General features: G+C 59.2%; 15 protein-coding genes. 2 read left to right on the top strand and 13 right to left on the bottom strand.

Annotation, left to right across the window (positions count from 1 at the left end; genetic code table 11):
* Nucleotides 1–54: 54 nt before the first annotated feature.
* From AB5Z25_RS00660 to AB5Z25_RS00635, 6 genes are all read right to left on the bottom strand, one after another.
* Nucleotides 55–1,305 (bottom strand): MFS transporter, encoded by a 1,251-nt coding sequence (locus tag AB5Z25_RS00660; protein WP_368134530.1) that lies wholly within the window; start codon nucleotides 1,303–1,305, stop codon nucleotides 55–57.
* Nucleotides 1,306–1,538: 233 nt separating this feature from the next.
* A complete protein-coding gene (locus tag AB5Z25_RS00655; protein ID WP_368134529.1) occupies nucleotides 1,539–2,483 on the bottom strand; it encodes a zinc dependent phospholipase C family protein in 945 nt (314 codons plus the stop codon).
* 91 nt (nucleotides 2,484–2,574) lie between these two features.
* Nucleotides 2,575–3,309 carry a LytR/AlgR family response regulator transcription factor gene (locus AB5Z25_RS00650; RefSeq protein WP_368134528.1) on the bottom strand — a complete coding sequence of 245 codons (735 nt, stop codon included), beginning with the start codon at nucleotides 3,307–3,309 and terminating at the stop codon, nucleotides 2,575–2,577.
* 38 nt (nucleotides 3,310–3,347) lie between these two features.
* Nucleotides 3,348–4,733 carry a histidine kinase gene (locus AB5Z25_RS00645; RefSeq protein ID WP_368134527.1) on the bottom strand — a complete coding sequence of 462 codons (1,386 nt, stop codon included), beginning with the start codon at nucleotides 4,731–4,733 and terminating at the stop codon, nucleotides 3,348–3,350.
* A 117-nt stretch (nucleotides 4,734–4,850) separates the two neighbouring features.
* Entirely contained in the window at nucleotides 4,851–6,128 is a 1,278-nt protein-coding gene (locus tag AB5Z25_RS00640; protein WP_368134526.1) for a metal-dependent hydrolase family protein, read from the bottom strand.
* A 132-nt stretch (nucleotides 6,129–6,260) separates the two neighbouring features.
* A complete protein-coding gene (locus AB5Z25_RS00635; RefSeq protein ID WP_118080666.1) occupies nucleotides 6,261–7,712 on the bottom strand; it encodes an APC family permease in 1,452 nt (483 codons plus the stop codon).
* Between the two features lie 564 nt (nucleotides 7,713–8,276).
* Between AB5Z25_RS00635 and AB5Z25_RS00630 the strand changes: the two genes are divergently transcribed.
* The gene (locus AB5Z25_RS00630; RefSeq protein WP_368134525.1) at nucleotides 8,277–9,107 is read left to right on the top strand and encodes a C39 family peptidase; all 831 of its coding nucleotides are present in this window, start codon (nucleotides 8,277–8,279) and stop codon (nucleotides 9,105–9,107) included.
* Nucleotides 9,108–9,560: 453 nt separating this feature from the next.
* Here the strand turns inward: AB5Z25_RS00630 and AB5Z25_RS00625 are convergent, their stop codons facing one another.
* The 6 genes from AB5Z25_RS00625 to arcC form a co-directional block, all read right to left on the bottom strand.
* Nucleotides 9,561–11,015 carry a family 1 glycosylhydrolase gene (locus AB5Z25_RS00625; RefSeq protein WP_117776360.1) on the bottom strand — a complete coding sequence of 485 codons (1,455 nt, stop codon included), beginning with the start codon at nucleotides 11,013–11,015 and terminating at the stop codon, nucleotides 9,561–9,563.
* Between the two features lies 1 nt (nucleotide 11,016).
* On the bottom strand, nucleotides 11,017–12,366 hold the full coding sequence (locus tag AB5Z25_RS00620; protein WP_195361524.1) for a PTS sugar transporter subunit IIC: 1,350 nt from the start codon (nucleotides 12,364–12,366) through the stop codon (nucleotides 11,017–11,019).
* 9 nt (nucleotides 12,367–12,375) lie between these two features.
* Nucleotides 12,376–12,669, bottom strand: coding sequence for a PTS sugar transporter subunit IIB (locus tag AB5Z25_RS00615; RefSeq protein ID WP_117648560.1), 294 nt, complete (start codon nucleotides 12,667–12,669; stop codon nucleotides 12,376–12,378).
* A gap of 46 nt (nucleotides 12,670–12,715) precedes the next feature.
* On the bottom strand, nucleotides 12,716–13,042 hold the full coding sequence (locus AB5Z25_RS00610; protein ID WP_117757821.1) for a PTS lactose/cellobiose transporter subunit IIA: 327 nt from the start codon (nucleotides 13,040–13,042) through the stop codon (nucleotides 12,716–12,718).
* A gap of 119 nt (nucleotides 13,043–13,161) precedes the next feature.
* Entirely contained in the window at nucleotides 13,162–15,057 is a 1,896-nt protein-coding gene (locus tag AB5Z25_RS00605) for a BglG family transcription antiterminator (protein WP_368134524.1), read from the bottom strand.
* Nucleotides 15,058–15,412: 355 nt separating this feature from the next.
* Nucleotides 15,413–16,375 carry a carbamate kinase gene (gene arcC, locus AB5Z25_RS00600; protein ID WP_006235166.1) on the bottom strand — a complete coding sequence of 321 codons (963 nt, stop codon included), beginning with the start codon at nucleotides 16,373–16,375 and terminating at the stop codon, nucleotides 15,413–15,415.
* A gap of 692 nt (nucleotides 16,376–17,067) precedes the next feature.
* On the opposite strand from arcC, the gene AB5Z25_RS00595 reads away from it, so the two are divergent.
* The gene (locus tag AB5Z25_RS00595; RefSeq protein WP_217750322.1) at nucleotides 17,068–18,429 is read left to right on the top strand and encodes an ATP-binding protein; all 1,362 of its coding nucleotides are present in this window, start codon (nucleotides 17,068–17,070) and stop codon (nucleotides 18,427–18,429) included.
* A gap of 277 nt (nucleotides 18,430–18,706) precedes the next feature.
* Here the strand turns inward: AB5Z25_RS00595 and nifJ are convergent, their stop codons facing one another.
* Nucleotides 18,707–22,246, bottom strand: a complete 3,540-nt coding sequence (gene nifJ, locus AB5Z25_RS00590) for a pyruvate:ferredoxin (flavodoxin) oxidoreductase (protein WP_138340895.1) — start codon at nucleotides 22,244–22,246, stop codon at nucleotides 18,707–18,709.
* Between the last annotated feature and the right edge of the window lie 142 nt (nucleotides 22,247–22,388).

The raw sequence follows: 22,388 nt of genomic DNA, 5'->3' as shown, positions 1-22,388 counted from the left end.
ACTTCCAAAAGAGTGCTGCGGATAGGCACAATTGCCGTACTGAGCCCGGTTGCCTTACGCCGCCGCCTGAGCCGTACGGGACAGACGGACCAGCAGCGCAAAGCCAAGCACCAGCAGCACGCCGATGGAAAGGACACCCAGCGACGGGTTGCCGGTCAGCGAGGTGACGACCGACACCAGGAAGGTGCCCATCACGCTTGCGTAGCGGCCAAAGATATCAAAGAAGCCGTAGTACTCGTTGGACTTTTCCTTGGGGATGATGCGGCCAAAATAGCTGCGGCTGAGCGCCTGAACGCCACCCTGGAACAAGCCGACCAAAATGGCGAGCACCCAGAACTCAAAGGCAGTCTTTAAGAAAAACGCGGCAAAGAGCACGATGCCCATGTAGGCGGCGACGGCCACCATGATCATGTTGAGCGTGCCCACGCGACCGGCGAGCTTGCCATAGATAATGGCGGACGGGAAAGCAACGAACTGCGTAACGAGCAGTGCCAGCACCAGCTGGGTCGAATCGATGCCCAAAGCCGATCCGTAGCTGGTTGCCATGGAGATGACCGTATGGACACCATCGATGTAGAAGAAGAACGCGATCATGTAGACCAGCACGGGCTTGTTGTGGGCGATCTCACGCATGGTGTGTCCGACCTCGGAGAACACGCCGCCCACAATGTGGCCGATGGTGTCCTCGGGACCGCGCTCGCGACCGTACTTTTGCTTATAGGTGCGAATGAGCGGCAGGGTAAAGATGAGCCACCAGGCACCGGTGATGACAAACGACAGACGCGTTGCCAGCATGGTGGGGACGCCAAGAGCGGGGCCACCCATGATAAGCGCCAAGCAGATGATGAACGGCACGGTGGAACCGATGTAGCCCCAGGCATAGCCCGAGCTGGACACGGCGTCCATGCGCTCGTCGGTGGTAATGTCGGGCAGCATGGCGTCGTAGAACGTCATAGAAGAGTTAAGGCCGATGGTACACAGCACGTACACGGTCAAAAATGCCATGGCGGACATGGGGATAGCCTGCGCCAGACAAAGAACCAGGCCCGTGAGGAAGAAGCCCAAGAAGAACTTGATCTTGTTGCCGGCATAATCGGCAAGCGCGCCCAGAATGGGCATGAGCATGGCAATGACCAGCGAGGCGATCGTCTGCGCGTTGCCCCAAGCGACCACCAGGTCTGCCGAAGAAGCACCGGTATTGATGGCGTTAAAGTAGATGGGCACCACCGAGGTATTGAGCAGCACGAGGGCCGAGTTGCCCACATCGTACATAACCCAGTTACGCTCGAGCTTGGTGTATTTCATGGACAGGGCCCCTTCGTATTCGCCCGATATGCAGTTAGTTCATCGTACCCCAATTGTCCAGAAGCGCCGGTAAGGATTCGGCAAAGGGACAGGAGCGGTCATACGGACACGCAGGGCGAAACGCCATCCCATCAACGCAGTTGCGGTGAAATAGTTCCCGCTTAGCCCTCCGGGGGCTTCATTCAGGAACTATTCCACCGCAACTTATTGGAGAGTATGGGCGAGGCAGCTTGCTACTCCTCGCGGTCGAACTCTTCGTCGGCGCCGAGCACGCGACCGCTGTAATTGACGTGGTTGGTCACGGCTTCCATATCGCCGGTCTCGATAAAGCGGGCGACGGTGAGCTCGTAATCGAGCAGTGCGCGGTCAAAGACCTCGGGGAAGCTCTCGGTCGAGACTTCATCGGTAAAGGGGCTCTTCCATGCCAAGTGGCCCAGATTTCCGGTACGCTCGGGCAGCTCGGTCGTCACGCGGTGCGCAAGGCCGTCGAGCAGCGAATAATCGTGCACCAAGCCCTCGAGCAGGGCAATCGCGCGCGTCTTGGCCGAACCGGCGGGTTCGATAGTGCGGTAGAGCAGCTGCATGTCGGCTACGGCGCCGCCGTACTCTCCCGCCGGGATATCGATGCCGTACACGCGTCCGGCAACATAGCTCATCAGCACACCGGCAACGCGATTGATGCGGTCGGTAGTGACGATCTCGCCCGCCGGCGGATAATCCTCGACCGTAGCCCCATCGCGCTTGAGCTGCAGCATCAGCACGTCCAGGTCGCTTTCGAGCACGGCATGAACTTGACTGCCCGAAGCCTCGAGCTCGGGATCGGACTCGACAATGCCAAACTGCTGCTCGTAGACAAAGGGGTGGGCATTGCGATCGAGCACATAGTGCGACAGCAGGCCCAGCGCAAAGGCGCGACCCAGATTGGCATCGCGCGGCTGCAGGTGCGACACGCCGTCGCGCAGGCACGAGAACTGGCGCGACATGCGCGAGCGATGCATGACCTGAGCAAGCGACATACAGTCGGAAATGCGCGGCGTGAGCATGTGAAAGAAGAATGGGTCGGGACCTTGGTTTCCCAGGATAAAGGCGATGCGCTCCTCGTCGGACGTGATAACGCCCTGCGGAAGACGGTCGATGCTTTCCTCGCCAAACAGATGATGCGTAATGAGCGCGGGCATAATAATCCTTTCGATTTCATTCGATGCAATCCATTATGCCCACCGCACAGTCATGCCAAACCTGTAACGGCAAACGATGGCACACCGACCCTTACGTTAGCCCCAAGTGCGATTTGACCTCGGCAGCGCGACGACGGGACACGGGCACCGTCGAGCTCACACGGTCGAGCCTGAGCTCCATCAGGCCCGTGGAGCCGATCTCGACATTGTGCACGTCTTCCAAATTGACCAGATAGCTGCGGTGGACGCGGATAAAGCCCTCGGAGGCCAAGCGGCGCTCGAGCGAGGAAATCGACTCATTGATCAGATACGTTCCATCGGCACAGACGGCGTTGCAAAAATCGGCGCGCGCCTCAAAGTAGCAGACATCCGCCACGGGAATGAACACCCTTTTGCCCCCGCGATCCACCGTCAGGCGCAAAGGCTGGCGCGGAGCATGGACGACACGGCGAGCGCCCAGGGCAGTCTCGATCTTGTCGAGCGCCTTTGACAAGCGGGCATCCTCGACCGGCTTGACGACGTAATCGACAGCATCGAGGTTATAGGCATCGGCCGCATACTCGGCAAATGCCGTCACAAACACCACGACCGGCGGCGTCTTTAGGTTCTGCAGCGTCTCGGCAAGCTCAATTCCCGAGCGACCGGGCATGGTAATGTCTAAAAACAGCACGTCGGGCTTGTTCGACAGAATCGACTCCACGGCTTCGGTGACATTGCCCGCCTCGGCAATCTGACCCACACGCGTATCCTTTTCCAACAGATAACGTAGCTCAGCCCTAATGGGAGGCTCGTCATCAACCACCAAGGTGTTCCAGCCTTCGGACATATGTGCTTCCCCTCTTTATCTCTCAATCCAACCGCGTGCTACACCGTCAACGGCGCCGGCTCATGTGGCTCGCCGTTCAACTCAACGATGACCTGCGTTCCCACGCCCTCCTGGGACTTCACGCGCATGCCGGAATCTTCTCCGTAAAAGAAATGGATGCGCTGAAGCACGTTGAAGAGCGCCAGGCCGCAACCTCGCTTGACGGAGCCGTCGGCGGTAATGCTCTCGGGTTCCTCTCGGCGATGCTGCTCAAACAGATGCGCGCAGACTTCTTCGCTCATCCCGATGCCGTCATCTTCGACGATGATCTCCAAGCCGTCATCGGTCTCAAAAGCCCTAACACGAATAGAAAGCGGCTCGATCTCGCGCTGCGCATGCTTGATGCAGTTTTCGAGCAGCGGCTGCAAGATAAACGGCGGTACCAGGCTGTCGCGCACCTCAAAGTCGATGTCGACCGAAACGCGCAGACGGCCGTCGCCATACCGGGCCTGCATAAGATTGATATAACGAGTGCCCTGTTCCACCTCGTGCTCGAGCGTGGTGAGCGTATCGGAATCAGAAAGCGTCTGACGATAGTAGTTGGAAAAGTCGATCAGCAGCGATCGCGCCTTGTCGGGCTCGGTTCGAACGAGCGACACGATCGTGCTAATGGTATTGAATAGAAAATGCGGGTCGACCTGCGATTGCAAGGCGCGCAGCTCCACGCGGGCCGTAAGCTCGTCCTGGCGCTCGAGCTCAAAGCTGGCGAGCTGCGTGGAAATGAGATCGGCAAAGCCCGAGGCAAGGGCCGTCTGGCGCATATCGATGCTGCTCAGGCGGGGATAGTACAGCTCGAGCGTACCCACGCAATGTCCGCGCACGGTAAGCGGCGCGACAATGCCGGCGCGCAGGCGGGGAAAATAGCCGCCCGTCTCATGGGATGTGTCACGCGAAAACACGCTCTGCTCGCCCGTCTCAATCACACTGAGCGTAGTCTTGAGCACGACCGGGGTGCCGGCAGGGCACTTTGCCGAGTCCTCGCCCCAGCTTGCCAACACCTGTTTGCCATCGGTAAAGCAGATGGCAGAGGCGATGGTCTCGGACAGGATGATTTTAGAGGCGCCCAGGGCCGCTTCGGGCGTAAGGCCGCGCGACGTGTAGGCGAATATTTTTGATGCGATGGCAAGCGTACGGTCGGTTGCGCTCGATGTGAGGTCGTCGGGGACCACAAAGACATACGAGAAAAAGAAGCACAGCATGACCAGGCCGGCAATAACGACAACGCCCGGAACGGGATTGGGGTTATCGGTTAAATCCCAGATAAGCAGCAGGATAAGCGCCGGAACGACAACACCAAGCAGGATGGCCTGGACCACATGCTGGGCCGTACGAAAGACCTTGGTAGAGTTGTAGCTCTTGCCCAGAATCAGCCTGTTTAAATCCACCGTCATCCCCTTTTGTCCGTAGCACCCATAGCAATAAAGAGGGCCGCAAGCGACCCTCTCCATTGCATTATGCAATCAAAAACTGTGTTTTACATCCAGTCATCGACAAACGGTATCTTAGGCGCTGTATTTGTTGGCCTCGCCAAAGGTGCCAGCCTCGACGATCCAGCCGTCCTTCATGATGACATCCATGTTGTCGGTGTTGAGCACGTGGATATCGGCAGCGACGTCACCGTTGACGACCAGCAGGTCGGCGCACTTGCCGGCCTCGATGGAACCGGTCTCGTCCTCGATGTGGCACATCTTGGCACCGTTGAGGGTAGCGCAGGTGATGGTCTCGACCGGGGTGAAGCCGATCTTGTCGACGAACTCGTACATCTCCTCGATGGAGCAGGTGCCGTACGGGGTGACGAAGGAGAAGGAGTCGGAGCCGATCGTCATGACGACGCCGCGCTTCTTGGCCTCGCGCAGGCAGTCGTAGTTGCGCTGCAGCTCCTTCTCGACCAGGGTGCCCTCGTACTTGTCGTGCAGCTCGGGGACGTAGACGGGCGGATAGGTGGCGTACCAGGTGGGCAGGAAGGCAATCGTCGGGGTGAAGAAGGTGCCCTGCTCGGTCATGAGGTCCATGGTGCGCTCATCGATATCGAAGCCGTGAATCAGCTGCTCGCAGCCAAAGCGAACGGAATCGTAGGCAGCGGCGTGATTGTTGTAGCAGTGGCTCCACACGGGGATGCCGACCATCTTGGCCTCTTCGACCACGGCCTGGATCTCCTCGGAGCAATAGTGCTGATCGCGACCGGAGTCCCAGCGCCAGATGCCGCCACCGGTAGCCCAGATCTTGATGGCATCGGGGTTCTCGCGCAGGCGACGACGGACGGCCTTGCGCAGATCCCAAGGACCGTCGACCTGGTCGCCCCAGGGATGGGATTCCTTGTTGAGCTCCTGGGTGCAGTGGTGGGAGTCACCGTGGCCGGCAACGCGGCAGAAGCCGAGGCCGGTGGCCAGAACGCGCGGGCCCTTAAAGACGCCCTTGTCGATGCAGTCACGGATCTGGATACCAAAGCGGCCGATCTCGCAGACGGTGGTGAGGCCGTGAGTGAGGCAGTCGTAGGCCTGCTTGACGGCGACGGCCTGCTTCTCGAGGAGCGGCTGCATGACCCAATCGGTGTCATCGTCGGTCAGGTTGCCCGAGAAGTGCAGGTGAGTGTCGATCAGGCCGGGAAGGACGGTCTTGCCGGCAGCGTCGATAACCTCAACGCCCTCGGGAAGGTCCTGCATAGTGCCGGCGTACTCGATTTTGCCGTTGTCGTCGACGAGAACGAGGGAGTTCTCAACCGGCTCGGCACCGGTACCGTCGATGAGCTTGCCGCCAACGATTGCATACTTAGTGGACATGGTTCCTCCTTATGGATCCATATATGTGGGCGAGGCCGTGTTGGGTTAAGGCCTCACAAAGCTACCCAAGTGGTGCCGGGTTCGGTGCGCGGGAGAGAGGGCCCCGCGCACCCGATCCGCCCCGGCTAGGCGTTACTTTTTGCGGGAATTGGTGAAAGCCATGAGGGCCAGGCCAATAGCCAACCAGCCGATCACGATGCTCCACTCCACCATGTTGAGGGAGGCGGGAGAGAACGGAATCACGAGCAGGCCGATGATGATGGCGCAGGCAGCGATAGCGAGGCCGATGCCAAACTTGCCGCCGGGTACCTCGTAGGGACGAGGCAGGTCGGGCTCGGTGAAGCGCATGCGCAGGCAGGCGAGGGCGACCATGCCGCAGGAGAAGATGAAGGCGAGAGCCGACACGTTGGTCAGAGGAATGAGCATGTTCTTGCCCAGGAACGGACCGATGACGGTGATGACGCCCAGAACGACGCAGGCGAGCTTGGGAGCGCCGGACTTGGGGTCGACCTCGGCGAACTTCTCGGGCAGCTGGCCCTTGCGGCCCATGGCGAGCATGATGCGGCTCGTGGCGCCGTAGAAGGAGTTCATCGGACCCATGGGTCCAAGCGTGGCGATGACGAGCATGGCCAGGTACAGGAGCATGTTGATGCCCTTGAGGCAGGCAAGCGCGGGAACCGGGCTCTTAACAAACTCATGCCAGTCGAGGATGGTGCCGAACGAGTAGATGCAGACCATGTAGAAGCCGCCGGCGGCCAGCAGGGCCAGGGAGATGATCTTGCCGAACTTGTTCCAGTTGAGGCCCTCGGCTGCTTCCTCAGCCTGCTGAGGAATGGTGTCGAAACCGGCGTAGAAAAACGGAGTCAGAACCAGGACTGACACGATGCCGGCGAACAGGCTGGTGCTCTCGGTAGCGGCCTTGCCGCCGCCAGCACCGGCGACCTGGGAGAACACGGGCATGGCGTTGTCCGGCGAGCCGGTGAACAGCGAGACGCCCATGGCGAGCAGCATGCCGCAGAGCAGGGCCTTGGTCAGGAAGGCCTGGAGCTTGGCGGCCGAGCTGGCGCCGCGGAAGTTGAGGAAGATGACGTAGACTGCAAAGCCGAGCGCGATCAGCGTCGGGAACAGGTAAACGTCGGCGCCCAGGATGGTGTAGAGCTTGACGGCGCGCAGCCACTCAAGACCGGGCAGGCTGCCGAACATCTCAGACACGAGGGTCGAAATGGCGATGGCCTCCCACGGGCACAGGATACCGTTGCCCAGGGCCAAAAGCCATCCGGTGATGTAGCTCAGCGTACGGCCAAAGCTACGGTCGACATACTCGACGATGCCGCCCGAGATGGGGATAGCAGCCGTGAGCTCACCGAAAACAGCTCCGACGGGCACGAGGAAGATTGCACCCAAGAGGAATGCGATCATAGCGGGAACGGGACCGCCGCCCACGACCATCCAGTCGCCGACCTGCAGAACCCAACCGGTGCCGATGATGGCACCGAAACCGATGGTGAAGAAGTTCCAGAGCGAAAGCGTTTTCTTCATACCGCCGTTATCCTCGACTGCAACTTCTGCGTTCTTGTCCGCCATTGTTCCCCTCCTTTCCTTTTTGACGCCCCTTGACGTCACCCCTTGCGCGGTCTGTTTTGCCGCGCTCTTTTATTTCGTGGCTTTAAGATACGGCCTTGGCGCAGCATGGCCGCCCATGGCTCGACCGAAGGCCGAACTCGCATATGAGCGGCGCCGTTTTTGGGACGAACGGCACGGTTTGCCGTTCATTGTTGCCGCCCGTCCGACGGGCGTACGTTCATCGGACGCATAGAGAGATGTTTTTGAGGCCGTGTGTTTTGCGCCTTTCGTACCGTTTACCGAGCTTTTGACGCGCAGACCCATTTGTTGCACATCTTTTTTGTAGGATAGACAGGTTATACATGAGACAAGGCGGTACGAATGGCATACGGATACAACGACGGTGATCAACGGCGACAAAGCGTTCGCCTTGCTGGCCGTACCACGCCGACGCCCAGAAGTGCCACGAGCAGCAATCCACAACGTCCTCAAGAACAACCCAGGCCTTCGTCTCGGCAGCAGGCAAGTAGAACGCGGCAGAGTGGCCGTCCGAGCACGGGCACAAGCGCGCAGCAAGATAGCCGCTTGGGCGCGCGCACTCGACAGCGTCAGGCCGAGGTTCCGCAACTACGCCGCAACGGCGCACGTCAGCCCGGCATCCATATCAACCGCTTCTTTTCGCATCCCCAAGGCGGACGCGACCGCAAGCCTTACCGCTCGACATCGCACGTGAATGCCCCCGCCCTGCCGGCTCGTCGACTTCGCCTCGCACTGTGCTCTATCCTTACCTGTCTGGTCTTTGTGCTTATGAGCTCCTGTATGTCCCACGGCTCGGCCGGTCTCGAGCCCACCGCCGAGGACAAGCTGCTCAAGGCCCCCGTCGCGCCCGGTTATTCTTTCGCCTTTTCGACCCCGCGCTCGCAATGGCAAGCCGGCACGATGCCCCATATCTATCAGATCGACCCTGCATGGTCGGAGCTGCCTTACGCCGGCGGTACCATCCGCCAAAATGCTTGCGGGCCTACGTGCCTCACCATGGTCTATATCTTTAAGACGGGACGCACCGATATGACTCCCGTCGATATGTGCGCGCTTTCCGAGGCAGGCAATTACGCCCCCACCGGTGCAACCGAATGGTCGTTTATGACGAGCGGTGCGTGGCAGTTGGGACTTAACGGAACGGAGCTTCATAACGATCGCGACTCGATGACTCAGGCGCTGCGTTCGGGAGCGCCCGTCATCGCCGCCGTTCGGCCGGGCACCTTTACCAACGTGGGCCACTACATTGTACTTTACGGTATTGACGACGCCGACCAGATTGAAGTCTTCGATCCCAACTCGGCCAGCCGCAGCGCCCGACGCTGGGGCGTCGTAGAGGTCCTCAACGAAGTCGAAGCCATGTGGGCCTACTACTAGTCATTGGGCACTCATTGGGGACAGACTTAAATGAGTGGTCGTCGGGGACAGTCTTACGGACGCCGGCCGAGAGCAAACGAAAAGGGCCATCCCGAACTGCTTGGAACTGCCAGCACGGAAAGCGCATCCTGCTTTGGGGCCCAATAGCGGGATGCGCTTTCCGTTAGCGGCCCGTTTGGGAAACTAGGGACCGCTTTTCGACAAAAATCCGGGATGCATTTTCCGATTGAGGGCCTCAAGGGAAACCGCACCCCATGTTGGACGCTCATTCTGGGATGTGCTTTCCGCAGTTGATCGATGCGGCCTTTAAGGACTGTCCCAAGCTGCCGGCAGGAAAGGAACGTCCCCAAGTGCCGGGTTTCCGCAGCCTGCAATGCTCCTCATGAACAGCCGCCTCAATAACAAAAGCCCCTGCGGCCGAAGCGGACCGCGGGGGCAACAGACCTGCAAGAGTTAACTCAAGTCCTCGCCATTTGATGCAATGACCTTTTGGTACCAGCAGAAGCTGTCCTTTCGGTAGCGATCGAACGTGCCTTTGCCCGTATCATCGGCATCAACATAAACAAAGCCATAGCGCTTCTTCATCTGCCCCGTCGAGGCCGACACCAAATCGATACAGCCCCACGGCGTGTATCCCATCAGGTCAACACCGTCCTCGACAATTGCATCGCGCAGCGCAAGAATATGCCTTCGCAGGTAATCAATATGATACGCATCGTGGACTTTGCCGTCTTCCAGCGCATCGAGTCCGCCCACACCGTTCTCGGCGATAAAGAGCGGAAGATGGTAACGATCGTGGTAGCCGGCAAGCGTCACGCGCAAACCCAGCGCATCGATCTGCCACTTCCAGGCAGTCTCTTTATCCTTGAGGTACGGATTGCGCAACGTCGGGAACACGTTGCCCTCCGCCTTCTCGGCGATCACCTGATCATCGGCGCACACCAAGCGCGAGCAATAGTACGAGAACGAGATGAAGTCGACCGTATGCTCTGCCAGATACTCCGTATCGCCCGGCTCAAAGGGCACGTGAACACCCTCTTTCTCGAGTGCACGCAGCTTCCAAGCAGGATAGGCGCCCGCAGCCATCACGTCTGTGTAGAAGTAGCGGCCGCGGTCCTCCTCATACGCAAGCCATACGTCCTCGGGCGCACAACGGTACGGATAGGTCGCACCGGCAGCGACCATGCAACCCACCTTGTTTGCGGGATCGATCTTGTGCAGAATCTCGACAGCGCGAGCGCTCGCCATAAACATATGGTGCGAGAACGCCGCGGTCACGGCTGCACGGTCACGCTCATCCTCGAGCGTGACACCCGCGTTGAGATAGGACAGCGCCACGCTGTTGATCTCGTTGAACGTAAGCCAATAACGCACGAGGCCCTGGTACGCGCGTCCGACGGTCTCGACGTAGTGCGCATACCGCTCGATCATCTCTCGGCTTTGCCAGCCACCATAGCGCTCGACCAGAGCCAACGGATAGTCGTAGTGCGACAGCGTCACAAGCGGCTCGATTCCATGCTCGCGCAGCGCCTCGAATACCTGACGGTAAAACTCCAAGCCCTCGCCGTTGGGCTCGGTCTCCATCCCTGTGGGAAAAATACGGCTCCAGCAAATTGAAAGACGCAGGCACTTAAAGCCCATCTCGGCAAAGAGCTCGACATCCTCGTGCCAATGATGGAAGAAGTCGTTGCCCCAGCGGCATGGATACAGCCTGTCCGGATCGTCCACGGGCTTTTGCCTGCCAAACATTACATCCCAGCGGTCGGAACCCTGTGGGATCAGGTCGGAGTGCGACATGCCGCGGCCGCCCTCGTTCCAGCCCCCTTCGGCCTGGTTGGCGGCGAGGGCACCACCCCACAAAAAGCCCTCGGGCATACCGGCGGCAGACGTTCTGTCAAAGTAACTCATGCTACTCAGCATCCTCGGCAGAAGCTGCCGCGGCGTTCTCCTGCTCCTGAGCCAGGAGCTGGTTATCGTACACCTTAAAGAACGGGTACCAGACCACAGCCATGACCACGATCAAAACGATCGTAAACACCCAGATGCGCGGGTCGAGGCACTGGACAAAGCCCTGAACGAAGATGGGGAACGTGCCGCTCACCAAGATGTAGAAGTTAGAGACAAGACCCAGTGAGACCGCACCCCAATACAGCAGGGCCGAGATCATGCCGCCTAGCACAAACGGAATCATGAGGATCGGGTTGAAGATGATGGGCGCGCCGAAGATCGCGGGCTCGGAGATACGGAAGAAGCTCGGCACGATCGATGCCCTGCCAAATGCCTTGAGCTGCTGCGACTTTGCCCTAAACGCGCAGAGCGCCACAAAAGAGAACGTATTACCCGTGCCGCCGATGAGGTTGATGGCCAACGACATGAGCGCCGGGTGGAACTCAAGCGGCTGCCCGGCAGCATAGAGCGAGGCGTTGGCGGCAAAGGCGGCAAGCGTGACCGGGGCGGTGATGGGCATTACGATCATGTTGCCGTGGACGCCAAAGCACCAAAACAGCAGCGTCATGAAGCAGATAAGCAGTGCGCCGGGCACAGAGTCAACTGCGACGGAAAGCGGGGCAGCGAGCAGCTTCTCGATAACCGAGGGGATGGACAGCGCGGGATCGATCATCTGGATCAGCAGGTTGCCGCCAAAGAAGATGAGGATGTTGGCGAGCATAGGTACGATGGCGCCAAAGGTTTCGGACAAAAACGGCGGCACGCCATCGGGCATCTTGATGGTGATGCCCTTGGTCTGGCAGAAGCGCGTGACCTCGACGGAGACCAAGGCAACGATGATGGCGGTAAACAGGCCCTGCGCACCCAGATAGGTGCAGGGGACCGCCTGGAGCACGGACTCGTCAGCAAGCTGGTAGTAGGACGACGGCGCCGCGGCGATCAGGAACATCACCAGCGAGGTCATACCGGCGTTAAGCTTGGGCATCTTGTAGGTGCCCGCCAGGTTATAGGCGATTGCGAACGTCACGATCACCGACAGTATGCCCATCGTCATGTTGAAGGGAATGAGCAGCGTGAGCTTATTGGCCGTGGCAAAATCGAGCCAAGGGCCAAAGACGGACCAGAACCCGCCCTGCGCCACCAGGTCGGCCGTGACCGGCGGGTTGGCGAGGATCATAAAGACGGCAGATACCAAGATGAAGCTGATCGCGCTCATAAAGCCCTTTTGCATGGAGGCAAAGTGGCGCTCGGTGCCGCAGAAATTGGCGATAGGGGTCAGTTTTTCCTGAAGCAGGGTCATGAACTTCTCCATGGTTGCCTCCTAACCCAACAGCGACTGGGCGAGTGCCAGCACGTTGGCGGCGTTGCCCATGCCGTAGTCCTGTGCGGGGATGACCGCGGTCGGCTTACCGCTCCCCTGCTTGACGGTGTTGAGCTGGTAGGACACCTGCGGCCCCAAGAGCAGCACGTCATAATTGGCGCACGTCTCCTGATACTCGCCGATACCCACCGCATCGATATCGAGCTCGATGCCGTTTTGCTCCGCATATTTCTCGAGTTTCTTCATCAGAATGCTTGTAGACAGACCAGCTGCGCAAACAAGAAGGATCTTCATAAGGGATTCCCTTCGCATTGATTGGTTGGATAGTCACCGCACGCCGCTAGGCGTTCTTGGTTGCAGTGCGCTCATACAGGCAGATCAGCTCCTGCACGAGCTCCTGAGCAAGCATGGAGCACATGAGGTGGTCCTGAGCATGGACCAGCAACACATCCACCGACAGGTGCTCGCCCGCTGCCTCAGTCGAAAGCAGCTGCGTTTGGATGTGGTGAGCCTTGATTCCCGCATCCTTTGACTGCTTCATGAGTTTGGCGGCGGCGTCAAAATCCCCCGCCTTTGCCTTTTCAAGGGCTTCGAAGGCAAGGCTGCGTGCCTCTCCCGCTGCAGCGACCAGCTGAAACGAAACCATCTCGGTTCCCTGATCGTCCATAACGGTCTCCTCTCCCGTGATGTTTGGTTTGTACTTGAATATTCGAAACGCCTATCTCCCGCCCGCAATCCTCGAGGTTTATTGCAGGTAGACTGACAGGGTCATCGACAAAAGAAGTCTTAAGCCGTATGCGCTTGCACAAGCGCCATCAGCTCATGCCAGGACCGGCGCTCGCGTAGGCGCTCGACCCCCTGGCGGTCCATAAAGATCTCGGCGAGCAGTGAGCTCAAGATCCGCGCCTCATCGCCGCCCGACCGGGCAAACGACACCATAAAGACGATATCGACCTCATGGCCGTATTCGTCCCAAAGAATGGGATGTTCGAGCAGGCCCACGGTAACAAAGGCCTCGGCGCTCAAGGGATGCATCCCATGGGGCATGGCTACCCCATTGCCAAACGAGGTGGCGCTCGCGCTCTCGCGCTCGGCGACCTCTTGGGCAAACTGGGCATCGACACGGCCGCTCTCGACGGCGCGCTCGGAGAGATATCGGAGAACGGCCTGCTTCGACGACGCCTCAACGCGGTTGAAGAACAGGGCACGGCTAAAGAAAGAGCTCACGGAGTCCGATTGCGCAGTGTCGTCGCTCAGCACCTTGCGGATAGCGTTGACATCGCTCGTCTCCAAGAAGAAATCGGCCTCGCGGACGGGCACGGGCAACTTGACGTTGAGCGGCACCGTTGTGAACACGTAGTCGATATGCGAAAAATCGAACGTTCCCACGCGGGCGACATCGCATGTCTCAATCGAATCGATATACATGCCAAACTGCTTGCGGTACTGGTGCTCGAGCATACGGGCGCTTCCCGCTCCCGAGGCGCACACGATCAGGCTGCGTTTGCGACGCGGCTGGTCGGCTTGCTGCTCGAGGGCCAGGGCAAATGCCATGGCGATGTAGCCGAGCTCTTCATCAGAGGGCTGGCTGCCAAAATGACGCTCGAGTACCTGCGAGGTGCCAGCTGCCATCGAATAGGCCAACGGAAACCTCGTCTTGATATCGGGCAGCATGGGGTTATCCATATGCATGTGATATTCAAGGCGATAGCCCAGAGGGCCGATATGCCGAGCAAGGTTCATGCGAAGTTCAAGATCGCCGCTAAAGTCAAACCTAAACTCATCGTTGACCGCACGTACCATCTCGGAAGCAATCTCCCACATCTCGTCCGAGATAACGGCAGAGCCCTTCTCGGGCACGCCCGTGCCCCTGCCGAGCAAATGGATTGCGATAAAGGCAACCTCTTCTCGGGGCATGCTCACGCCCAGGGCATCCTTGATGTTTGCGGCAATCTGGAAAGCCGCGGCGTATTCGCGCGTTCCCTCCAGTTTTTGAACGTCCGATTCTGCAGCTGGGACATAGCAGCCCTGCTCGATGCGGCCAAGAGCAATGTAAAGATGCATGATGAGATTGCGGGATGCCAGCGAGCTCACCGTGACGGGCGAGGCCGTCAGGGCATCGTCCACACATGCGGCGATGGCCCGCAGGCGCTCGGCGAGCTTTGCATCGTCGGTGTCGGGCAACACGGGCCTCACCAGCGAGGCCAGGCACAGGCGCCGTTGCGACTCCCCGCCCGCAACGCGGATTCCGTAGCGTGGGCGCTTTTCGAGCGTTAAGTCAAATTGGGCGAGTTTCTGCTCTACCAGACGCATGTCATTGGACAGAGTTCGCGCCGAAACGTAGAGTAAATCCGCATACTCCTCAATCGTCACCCACTGGGACCGCATGAGGAGGTCGTTAAGAAGGAAGGACACACGGCCGTCGCGCGTATCAGGAATGCCCGGATGGGCCTGAGCCGCACCGTCTAGCAAGCGAGCAAGCTCATCTGCACGTGCAACATCGATACGATACTGCCCCTTGCTGCCAACGATGCGTGCAACCCCTGCAAGGTTGTCGTTTGCGCGATGGATATAGTTTCTCACGGCGCGCTCGCTTACCTCGAGACGCTTGGCAAGTACCGCGACAGCGACAGGCTGAGCGTCCTCGATCATATTTACAAGCTGCTTGACGCGAGCATCCATGTCCTCCTCCTTTCCCTGCGTCTAGTCTAACGCGGTAAAGAATGACACTCCACGTCGCGCTCGTTCCGCCAACTCGGAACAGGTTGCGGGGAGTCCAGCCGAACTTATAGGGAGCACGGAGAAAGGACCCGAAAGCCATGTGCCGGCGTGAGATGCGCTTTCCGCAGTCATTGGGGACAGACTTAAATGAGTGGTCATTGGGGACGCTCTTGTTTGACTAGTCATTTAAGAACGTCCCCAATGACTAGGTGAATAGCAAAAGCCCCGCAGTCGGAGCGGACTGCGGGGCTCATGAAGAGAGGCTAGTTTGTGGGCGCTTTGCCTGGCGCCCACGAGAGAGGCAACAGAGTAGAGACTACTCGTGGATGCGGGTACCGGAGAGGCCAGCCATGGTCTCGGCGGCCTTGTCCAGAGCGCCGATGATGCAGGTGCGGCCCTTGCGGGAACGGGCGAACTTGATGGCAGCGCGGACCTTGGGCTCCATGGAACCCTTGCCGAACTGGCCCTCGTCGGCCAGGCGCTCGGCCTCGTCGGCGGTGAGGTCCTCGAGCTCCTCCTGGTTGGGCTTGCCAAAGTTGATGGCGACATGCTCAACGGCGGTCAGCAGGAACAGAACGTCGGCGTCGCAGTCCTCGGCCAGCAGCTCGCCGCCCAGGTCCTTGTCGATGACGGCGGGAACGCCCTTGTAGCAGCCCTTGTTCTCGTAGTCGCGGACGACGGGGATGCCGCCGCCACCGCAGGCGATGACGATGAACTCGTTGTCGAGCAGGTTGAGGATGGAGTCAGCCTCGACGATCTTCTTGGGATCGGGGGAAGCGACGACGCGACGCCAGCCGCGGCCGGAATCCTCGACGAAGACCTTGGAGGGATCCTCGGCCATGAACTCCTTGGCCTGCTCCTCGGTGTAGAAGGGGCCGATCGGCTTGGTCGGGTTCTTGAACGCGGGATCATCCGGATCGCACTCGATCTGGGTGACGACGGTGGCGGCGTGCCAACGCTTATAGCGCTTGTGCATCTCGCGGCCGATGCCCTGCTGCAGGTGATAACCAATGTAGCCCTGGGACATGGCGCCGCACTCGGGCAGCGGCATCTCGGGGGTACCGATGGCATCGTGGGCGGCGGCGAAGGCGTTCTGGATCATGCCGACCTGCGGGCCGTTGCCGTGGGTGATGATGATCTCATTGCCCTGCTCGATGAGACCGAGGAGAGCGTGGGCGGTGTTGCTCACGGCCTCGATCTGCTCGACGGGGTTGTTGCCGAGGGCGTTGCCGCCAAGGGCGACGACAATACGATCGGGCTTGCCAAGAGGCTTAGACATTGCTGGAATCCTTTCTGTAAAAGGCCTACAACCCATTAATAACCCGCGTCCGTGCGATACGCGAGTTTATTAAGGTTTATATTCTCTTTATCGCTCATTTTATTCATTTTGGAAATACCTAAGCGGCGAACGGTCGATTTTACCCGCTCAGCGTAAAGAAGCCCAGTTCAGGTATATCTACGCCATTTACGTGCAACTTTATTTAAATAGAGCAGGGATTAGACCAGATTATGCAAACTATATCTTTGCTAAACACAAAACGGACAGCGCAATATCTTACTCGCACTATACGCGATTCTATACATTAATTTGACGAGTATGCATCCCTGCAAAAACATGGGGCTTTTCATCCAACATAAGGGATAGCCGATCGCGCTTCACCCCGCGGCAAGCGACTGCGAGTTCGCAGTATGGAACTTTACCGTCGGCTTCTGCATGAACGCTGCCGACGCCCTTTCGCTCCTGCGCGCCCAAGCAGCCGAGAACGCTAACGGCGCCACTGCCAACCTGGCCACCCTCAACAACGGCGCTGCCAGCCTTTTCGCAAAGTACCGTGCTGGCTCGCTGGCTTTGAGGCCTAAGCGAGCTTTGCTATTTGCCAATTTTTGTATGATTTGGGTCAAATCTATCTGCCAATTTTTGTATGATTAGGGTCAAATCTATTTGCCAATTTTTGTCATTGAGGGGTTTTAATGCTACGCCGTAAGGTCACTGACAGGCTTTTGAGCTGGAAGAACAAATCCAATAAAGCGTTGCTTGTTACTGGCGCGCGTCAGATTGGCAAGAGCTATGCAATTCGCGCGTTTGGAAAGAGCAACTACGCTTCGTATTATGAGGTCAATCTGCTACTCGATGCCGAGGCAAGAGACGTACTTGTTGGCGCTAAGAACTCCATTGACTTCATCAACCGTGTGGCCCTTCTTGCGGATGCACCGCTTGTTGAAGGAGACACGCTTATCTTCGTCGATGAGATTCAGGAGTATCCGCAGATCGTTACACTTATGAAGGCGCTGGTCGAGGACGGACGCTTTAGCTATGTCTTCTCGGGGTCTATGCTTGGGACTGAGTTTAAGGGGATCTCTTCTTTTCCGGTGGGGTATGTCGAGCACATTGTTATGCGACCGATGGATTTTGAAGAGTTCTGTTGGGCAAACAGCATCAGCGAGAATGTGCTTGCAGACATTCGCAGCTGCCTTGTCGAGAGACGTCCCGTCGAAAACTATATTCATGAGGCGATGCTCAAAAACTTTAGAGCCTATATCGTTTGCGGCGGCATGCCAGAGGTCGTTCAGAACTATATCGATTCGGGCTATTCGCTCGTGAGAACGCGTGTGCTTCAAATTCAGCTAGTCGATCAGTACAAAAGCGATATCTCTAAATATGCATCGACTCGAGCGTTTAACGTTCGCTCCATTTTCGAGCAAATTCCCGTTCAGCTTGAGGCGGAGTCCCATCGCTTTATCGTCTCGTCTCTAGGCGAGGGAGCTCGTCTTCAAAAATACGAGCAGGATTTCCTATGGCTGGTGAACGCAGGCGTTGGATTGATGGTCCCCCAGGTGACGGAGGCCCGGAGTCCTCTTAAGAGGACAGAGAAGGCAGCCGCCTTCAAACTATACGAGTCCGATACAGGAATGCTCGCATCGCGATATCCCGGTAGCACGGCACGCGCTGTATATCTAGATATGAAAACCCCCAACCTCGGCGGTCTCTATGAAAACGTGGTCGCGCAGGAGCTTGTTGCCCTCGGAGCAGATACGTGGTACTACCAAACACGTGAGGTCGGTGAAGTCGACTTTGTAATCGAAGGCGCCCGAGGACATGTTGTCCCAATCGAAGTCAAATCGGGCAAGAAAGTTCGAGCACATGCGGCCCTCGATCGCCTGATGAGTGTGGGCGAGTACAAGATTCCCGAGGCCGTTGTGCTGAGCCACGAAAACCTTAGCGAAGAGGGCAAGATCCTGTACGTTCCAATCTATATGACATTCTGCCTCGATGAGTTTATGGAAAAGGACGACCCCAACAACGATTTCTCATTTGCACCCATATCTCTCTAGATCATCTGAACCAACAACCAAGCCCCCTCCATAACCAAAGTAACGCGTGGTTTCGCGGCCGCGCCGCGAAACAGCGACGGGGACAAAAGGCCCCCACAACCACGTCCCTCATGCAGCCCCACAATCCGAGGACGTAGTCGTAGCAGGATCTGAGGGCTGACCTTCGCGGACATTCCGCAGGACGAAGGAACCCCCGCCGCACGTAGTGCGCAGCGGGGGTTCCTTCATGTCCGAGGACGTCCGCGAAGGTCAGCCCTCAGATCCTGCGGTGGGAGACTTAGGCCTCGTTGTACACCGTCTTGAGCTTCAGCAGGTGCTGGTAGCGGTCCATGGCGGCCTGCTCGTTCTCCTTGAAGAGCTCCTCGGCGCGCTCGGGGAAGGAACGCGTCAGCGAAGCGTAACGGGCCTCGTTCATCAGGAACTCCTGATAACCGCCCGCGGGCTCCTTGGAATCGAGCGAGAACTTCTTGCCGGCAGCAGCCTCGGGGTTGAAGCGGAAGAGGTTCCAGTAACCGCACTCGACAGCCTTCTTCATCTCGGCCTGGCAGTTCTGCATGCCACCCTTCTTGATGGAGTGCATCTCGCAGGGGCTGTAGCCGATGATGAGGGACGGGCCGTCGTAGGCCTCGGCCTCGTGAATGGCCTTGAGGGTCTGAGCCGGGTTGGCGCCCATGGCGACCTGCGCCACGTAGACGTAGCCGTAGCTCATGGCGATCTCGGCCAGGGACTTCTTCTTGGTCACCTTACCGGCAGCGGCGAACTGAGCGACCTGGCCCAGGTTCGAGGCCTTGGAGGCCTGACCACCAGTGTTGGAGTAGACCTCGGTGTCGAAGACGAAGACGTTGACGTTGTGGCCGGAAGCCAGGACGTGGTCCAGGCCACCGAAGCCGATGTCGTAGGCCCAGCCGTCGCCGCCAAAGATCCAGAAGGACTTCTTGGTGAGGTAAGCCTTGTCGGCGAGGATCGCCTTGGAAGCGTCGCAGCCGCACTTCTCGAGCTCGGCAACGTAGGCAGCAGCAGCGGTCTTGGAGGCCTCGGCGTCGTTGACGGAGTCGATCCAAGCCTGGCCGGCGGCCTTGAGCTCATCGGACGGACCATCGGCAGCGATGATGTCCTGGGTAGCGGCGATCAGCTTCTTCTGGACGGCCTCGTAACCGACGGCCATGCCCAGACCGTGCTCGGCATTGTCCTCGAACAGGGAGTTGTTCCACGCCGGGCCGTGACCGTCCTTGTCCTTGCAGTAAGGAGCGGTGGCAGCGGGGTTGCCCCAAATGGAGGAGCAGCCGGTGGCGTTGGAGATGAACATGCGGTCGCCGGCGACCTGGGTCACCAGACGTGCATAGGCGGTCTCGGCACAGCCGGCGCAGGAGCCCGAGAACTCCAGGTAGGGCTGCTTAAACTGGCTGCCCTTGACGTTGGCCGCGATGAGCTCCTTCTTCTCGGAGACGTTCTCGACCATGTAGTCCCAAACGGGCTGCTGGTCCATCTCCTGCTCGGTGGGAACCATCTCGAGGGCGCCCTTGGGGCAGACCTTGACGCAGTTGGTGCAACCCATGCAGTCGAGCGGGGACACAGCCATGGTGAACTTCATGCCCTTGGCCTTGGGGCCCATGGCGTCGAGCGTGCGGGTAGCCTCGGGCGCGGCGGCAGCCTCGTCCTCGGTCATCGCGAACGGACGGATGGTGGCATGCGGGCACACGTAGGCGCACTGGTTGCACTGGATGCACTTGGTCTCGTCCCAGTGGGGAACGACCACGGCGACGCCGCGCTTCTCGTATGCGGAGGCGCCCAGCTCAAACTGGCCGTCGGCGCAATCGACGAAGGCGGAAACGGGCAGGCTGTCGCCGTCCATGCGATCGATGGGCTCGAGCAGGTTCTTGACCTGCTGGGCGATGGCGGACTTGGTCTCCTCGGAGAGCTCGACGGGGGCGGCATCCTCGGCAGTTGCCCAGTCGGCCGGAACCTCGAACTTACGGAAGGCGGTAGCGCCGGCATCGATGGCCTTGTGGTTGGCGTCGACGATAGCCTGGCCCTTCTTCATGTAGGACTTGGTAGCCGCGTCCTTCATGTACTGCAGGGCGTCCTCGGCGGGCAGGACCTTGGCCAGCGCGAAGAAGGCGGACTGGAGCACCGTGTTGGTGCGCTTGCCCATGCCGACCTTAGCGGCCAGGTCGATAGCGTCGATCAGGTAGACGTTGACGTTGTTGTTCGCGATGTAGCGCTTGGCCACGGCGGGCATGTGCTCGGCGAACTCCTCGTCGCTCCACTGGCAGTTGACCAGGAAGGTGCCGCCCGGCTTGACGTCGCGGACCATCTTGAAGCCCTTAACGATGTAGCTGGGGTTATGGCAGGCGACAAAGTCGGCCTTGGTCACGTAGTACGGCGAGCGAATCGGGGAATCACCAAAGCGCAGGTGCGAGACGGTGACGCCGCCGGTCTTCTTGGAGTCGTACTGGAAGTAGGCCTGGACGTACTTGTCGGTGTGGTCGCCGATGATCTTGATCGAGTTCTTGTTGGCGCCGACGGTACCGTCGCCACCCAGACCCCAGAACTTGCACTCGATGGTGCCGGGGGCTGCGGTGTTGGGCGCATCCTCGGCCTCGGGCAGGCTCAGGTTGGTCACGTCATCGACAATGCCGATGGTGAACTCGCGCTTGGGCTCGTCCTTCTTGAGCTCCTCGAAGACAGCGAACGCGGACGCGGGAGGCGTGTCCTTGCTGCCCAGGCCATAACGGCCGCCGACGACCTTGATGCCCGTCTTGCCGGCCTCGTAGAGAGCGGAGACGACGTCCTGGTAGAGCGGCTCGCCGATGGAACCCGGCTCCTTGGTACGGTCCATGACGGCGATCTTCTGGACGGTCTCGGGGAGAACGTCGACGAAGTGCTTGATGGAGAACGGACGGAACAGACGGACCTTGACCAGGCCGACCTTCTCGCCGTGGGCGTTGAGGTAGTCGATGACTTCCTCGAGCACGTCGCAGAAGGAGCCCATGCACACGACGACGCGGTCGGCATCGGGAGCGCCGTAGTAGTTGAACAGGCCGTAATCGGTGCCGAGCTTCTCGTTGATCTTCTTCATGTAGCCCTCGACGACGGCGGGAAGCTCGTCGTAGACCTTGTTGCAGGCCTCACGGTTCTGGAAGAAGATATCGCCGTTCTCGTGGCTGCCGCGGGTGTGCGGGTGCTCAGGGTTGAGCGCGTGGTCGCGGAAAGCCTGGACGGCGTCCATGTCGCACATCTCGGCCAGATCCTTGTAGTCCCACATGGCGACCTTCTGGATCTCGTGGCTGGTGCGGAAGCCGTCGAAGAAGTTAAGGAACGGGGTCTTACCCTCGATGGCGGCAAGGTGAGCCACCGGCGAGAGGTCCATGACCTCCTGGACGTTGCCCTCGGCGAGCATGGCGAAGCCGGTCTGGCGGCAGGCCATGACGTCGGAGTGATCACCGAAGATGTTCAGGGCGTGGGAAGCGACGCAACGCGCGGAGACGTGGAAGACGCCCGGGAGCTGCTCGCCCGCGATCTTGTACATGTTCGGGATCATCAGGAGCAGACCCTGAGAAGCCGTGTAGGTGGTGGTCAGAGCACCGGCGCCCAGCGAACCGTGAACGGTACCGGCTGCACCTGCCTCGGACTCCATCTCGACGACCTTGACCGGGGTGCCGAAGATATTCTTGCGACCCTGGGCCGCCCACTGGTCGACATGGTCGGCCATCGGGCTGGACGGCGTAATGGGATAGATTCCCGCTACCTCGGTGTACGCATACGAAACATATGCGGCCGCCTCGTTGCCGTCCATAGACTTAAACTTACGCGCCATATACCCCTCTCCTCTCATATAGGTATACAGGCCCCGGCGATCGCCGGGATGTTGGCGTGATGGGATTTACGCTGTTGCTTCCAATCATCTGGCAGGCAGGCTCAGCAGCAGGTACATGGCGTGGAGAGAAGACATGCCGAGG

Source organism: Collinsella aerofaciens (assembly GCF_040910325.1).
GTDB classification, from domain to species: domain Bacteria; phylum Actinomycetota; class Coriobacteriia; order Coriobacteriales; family Coriobacteriaceae; genus Collinsella; species Collinsella aerofaciens_BL.
The sequence above is the reverse complement of the archived record's forward strand: the minus strand, read 5'-3'. Positions and strand labels throughout refer to the sequence as shown.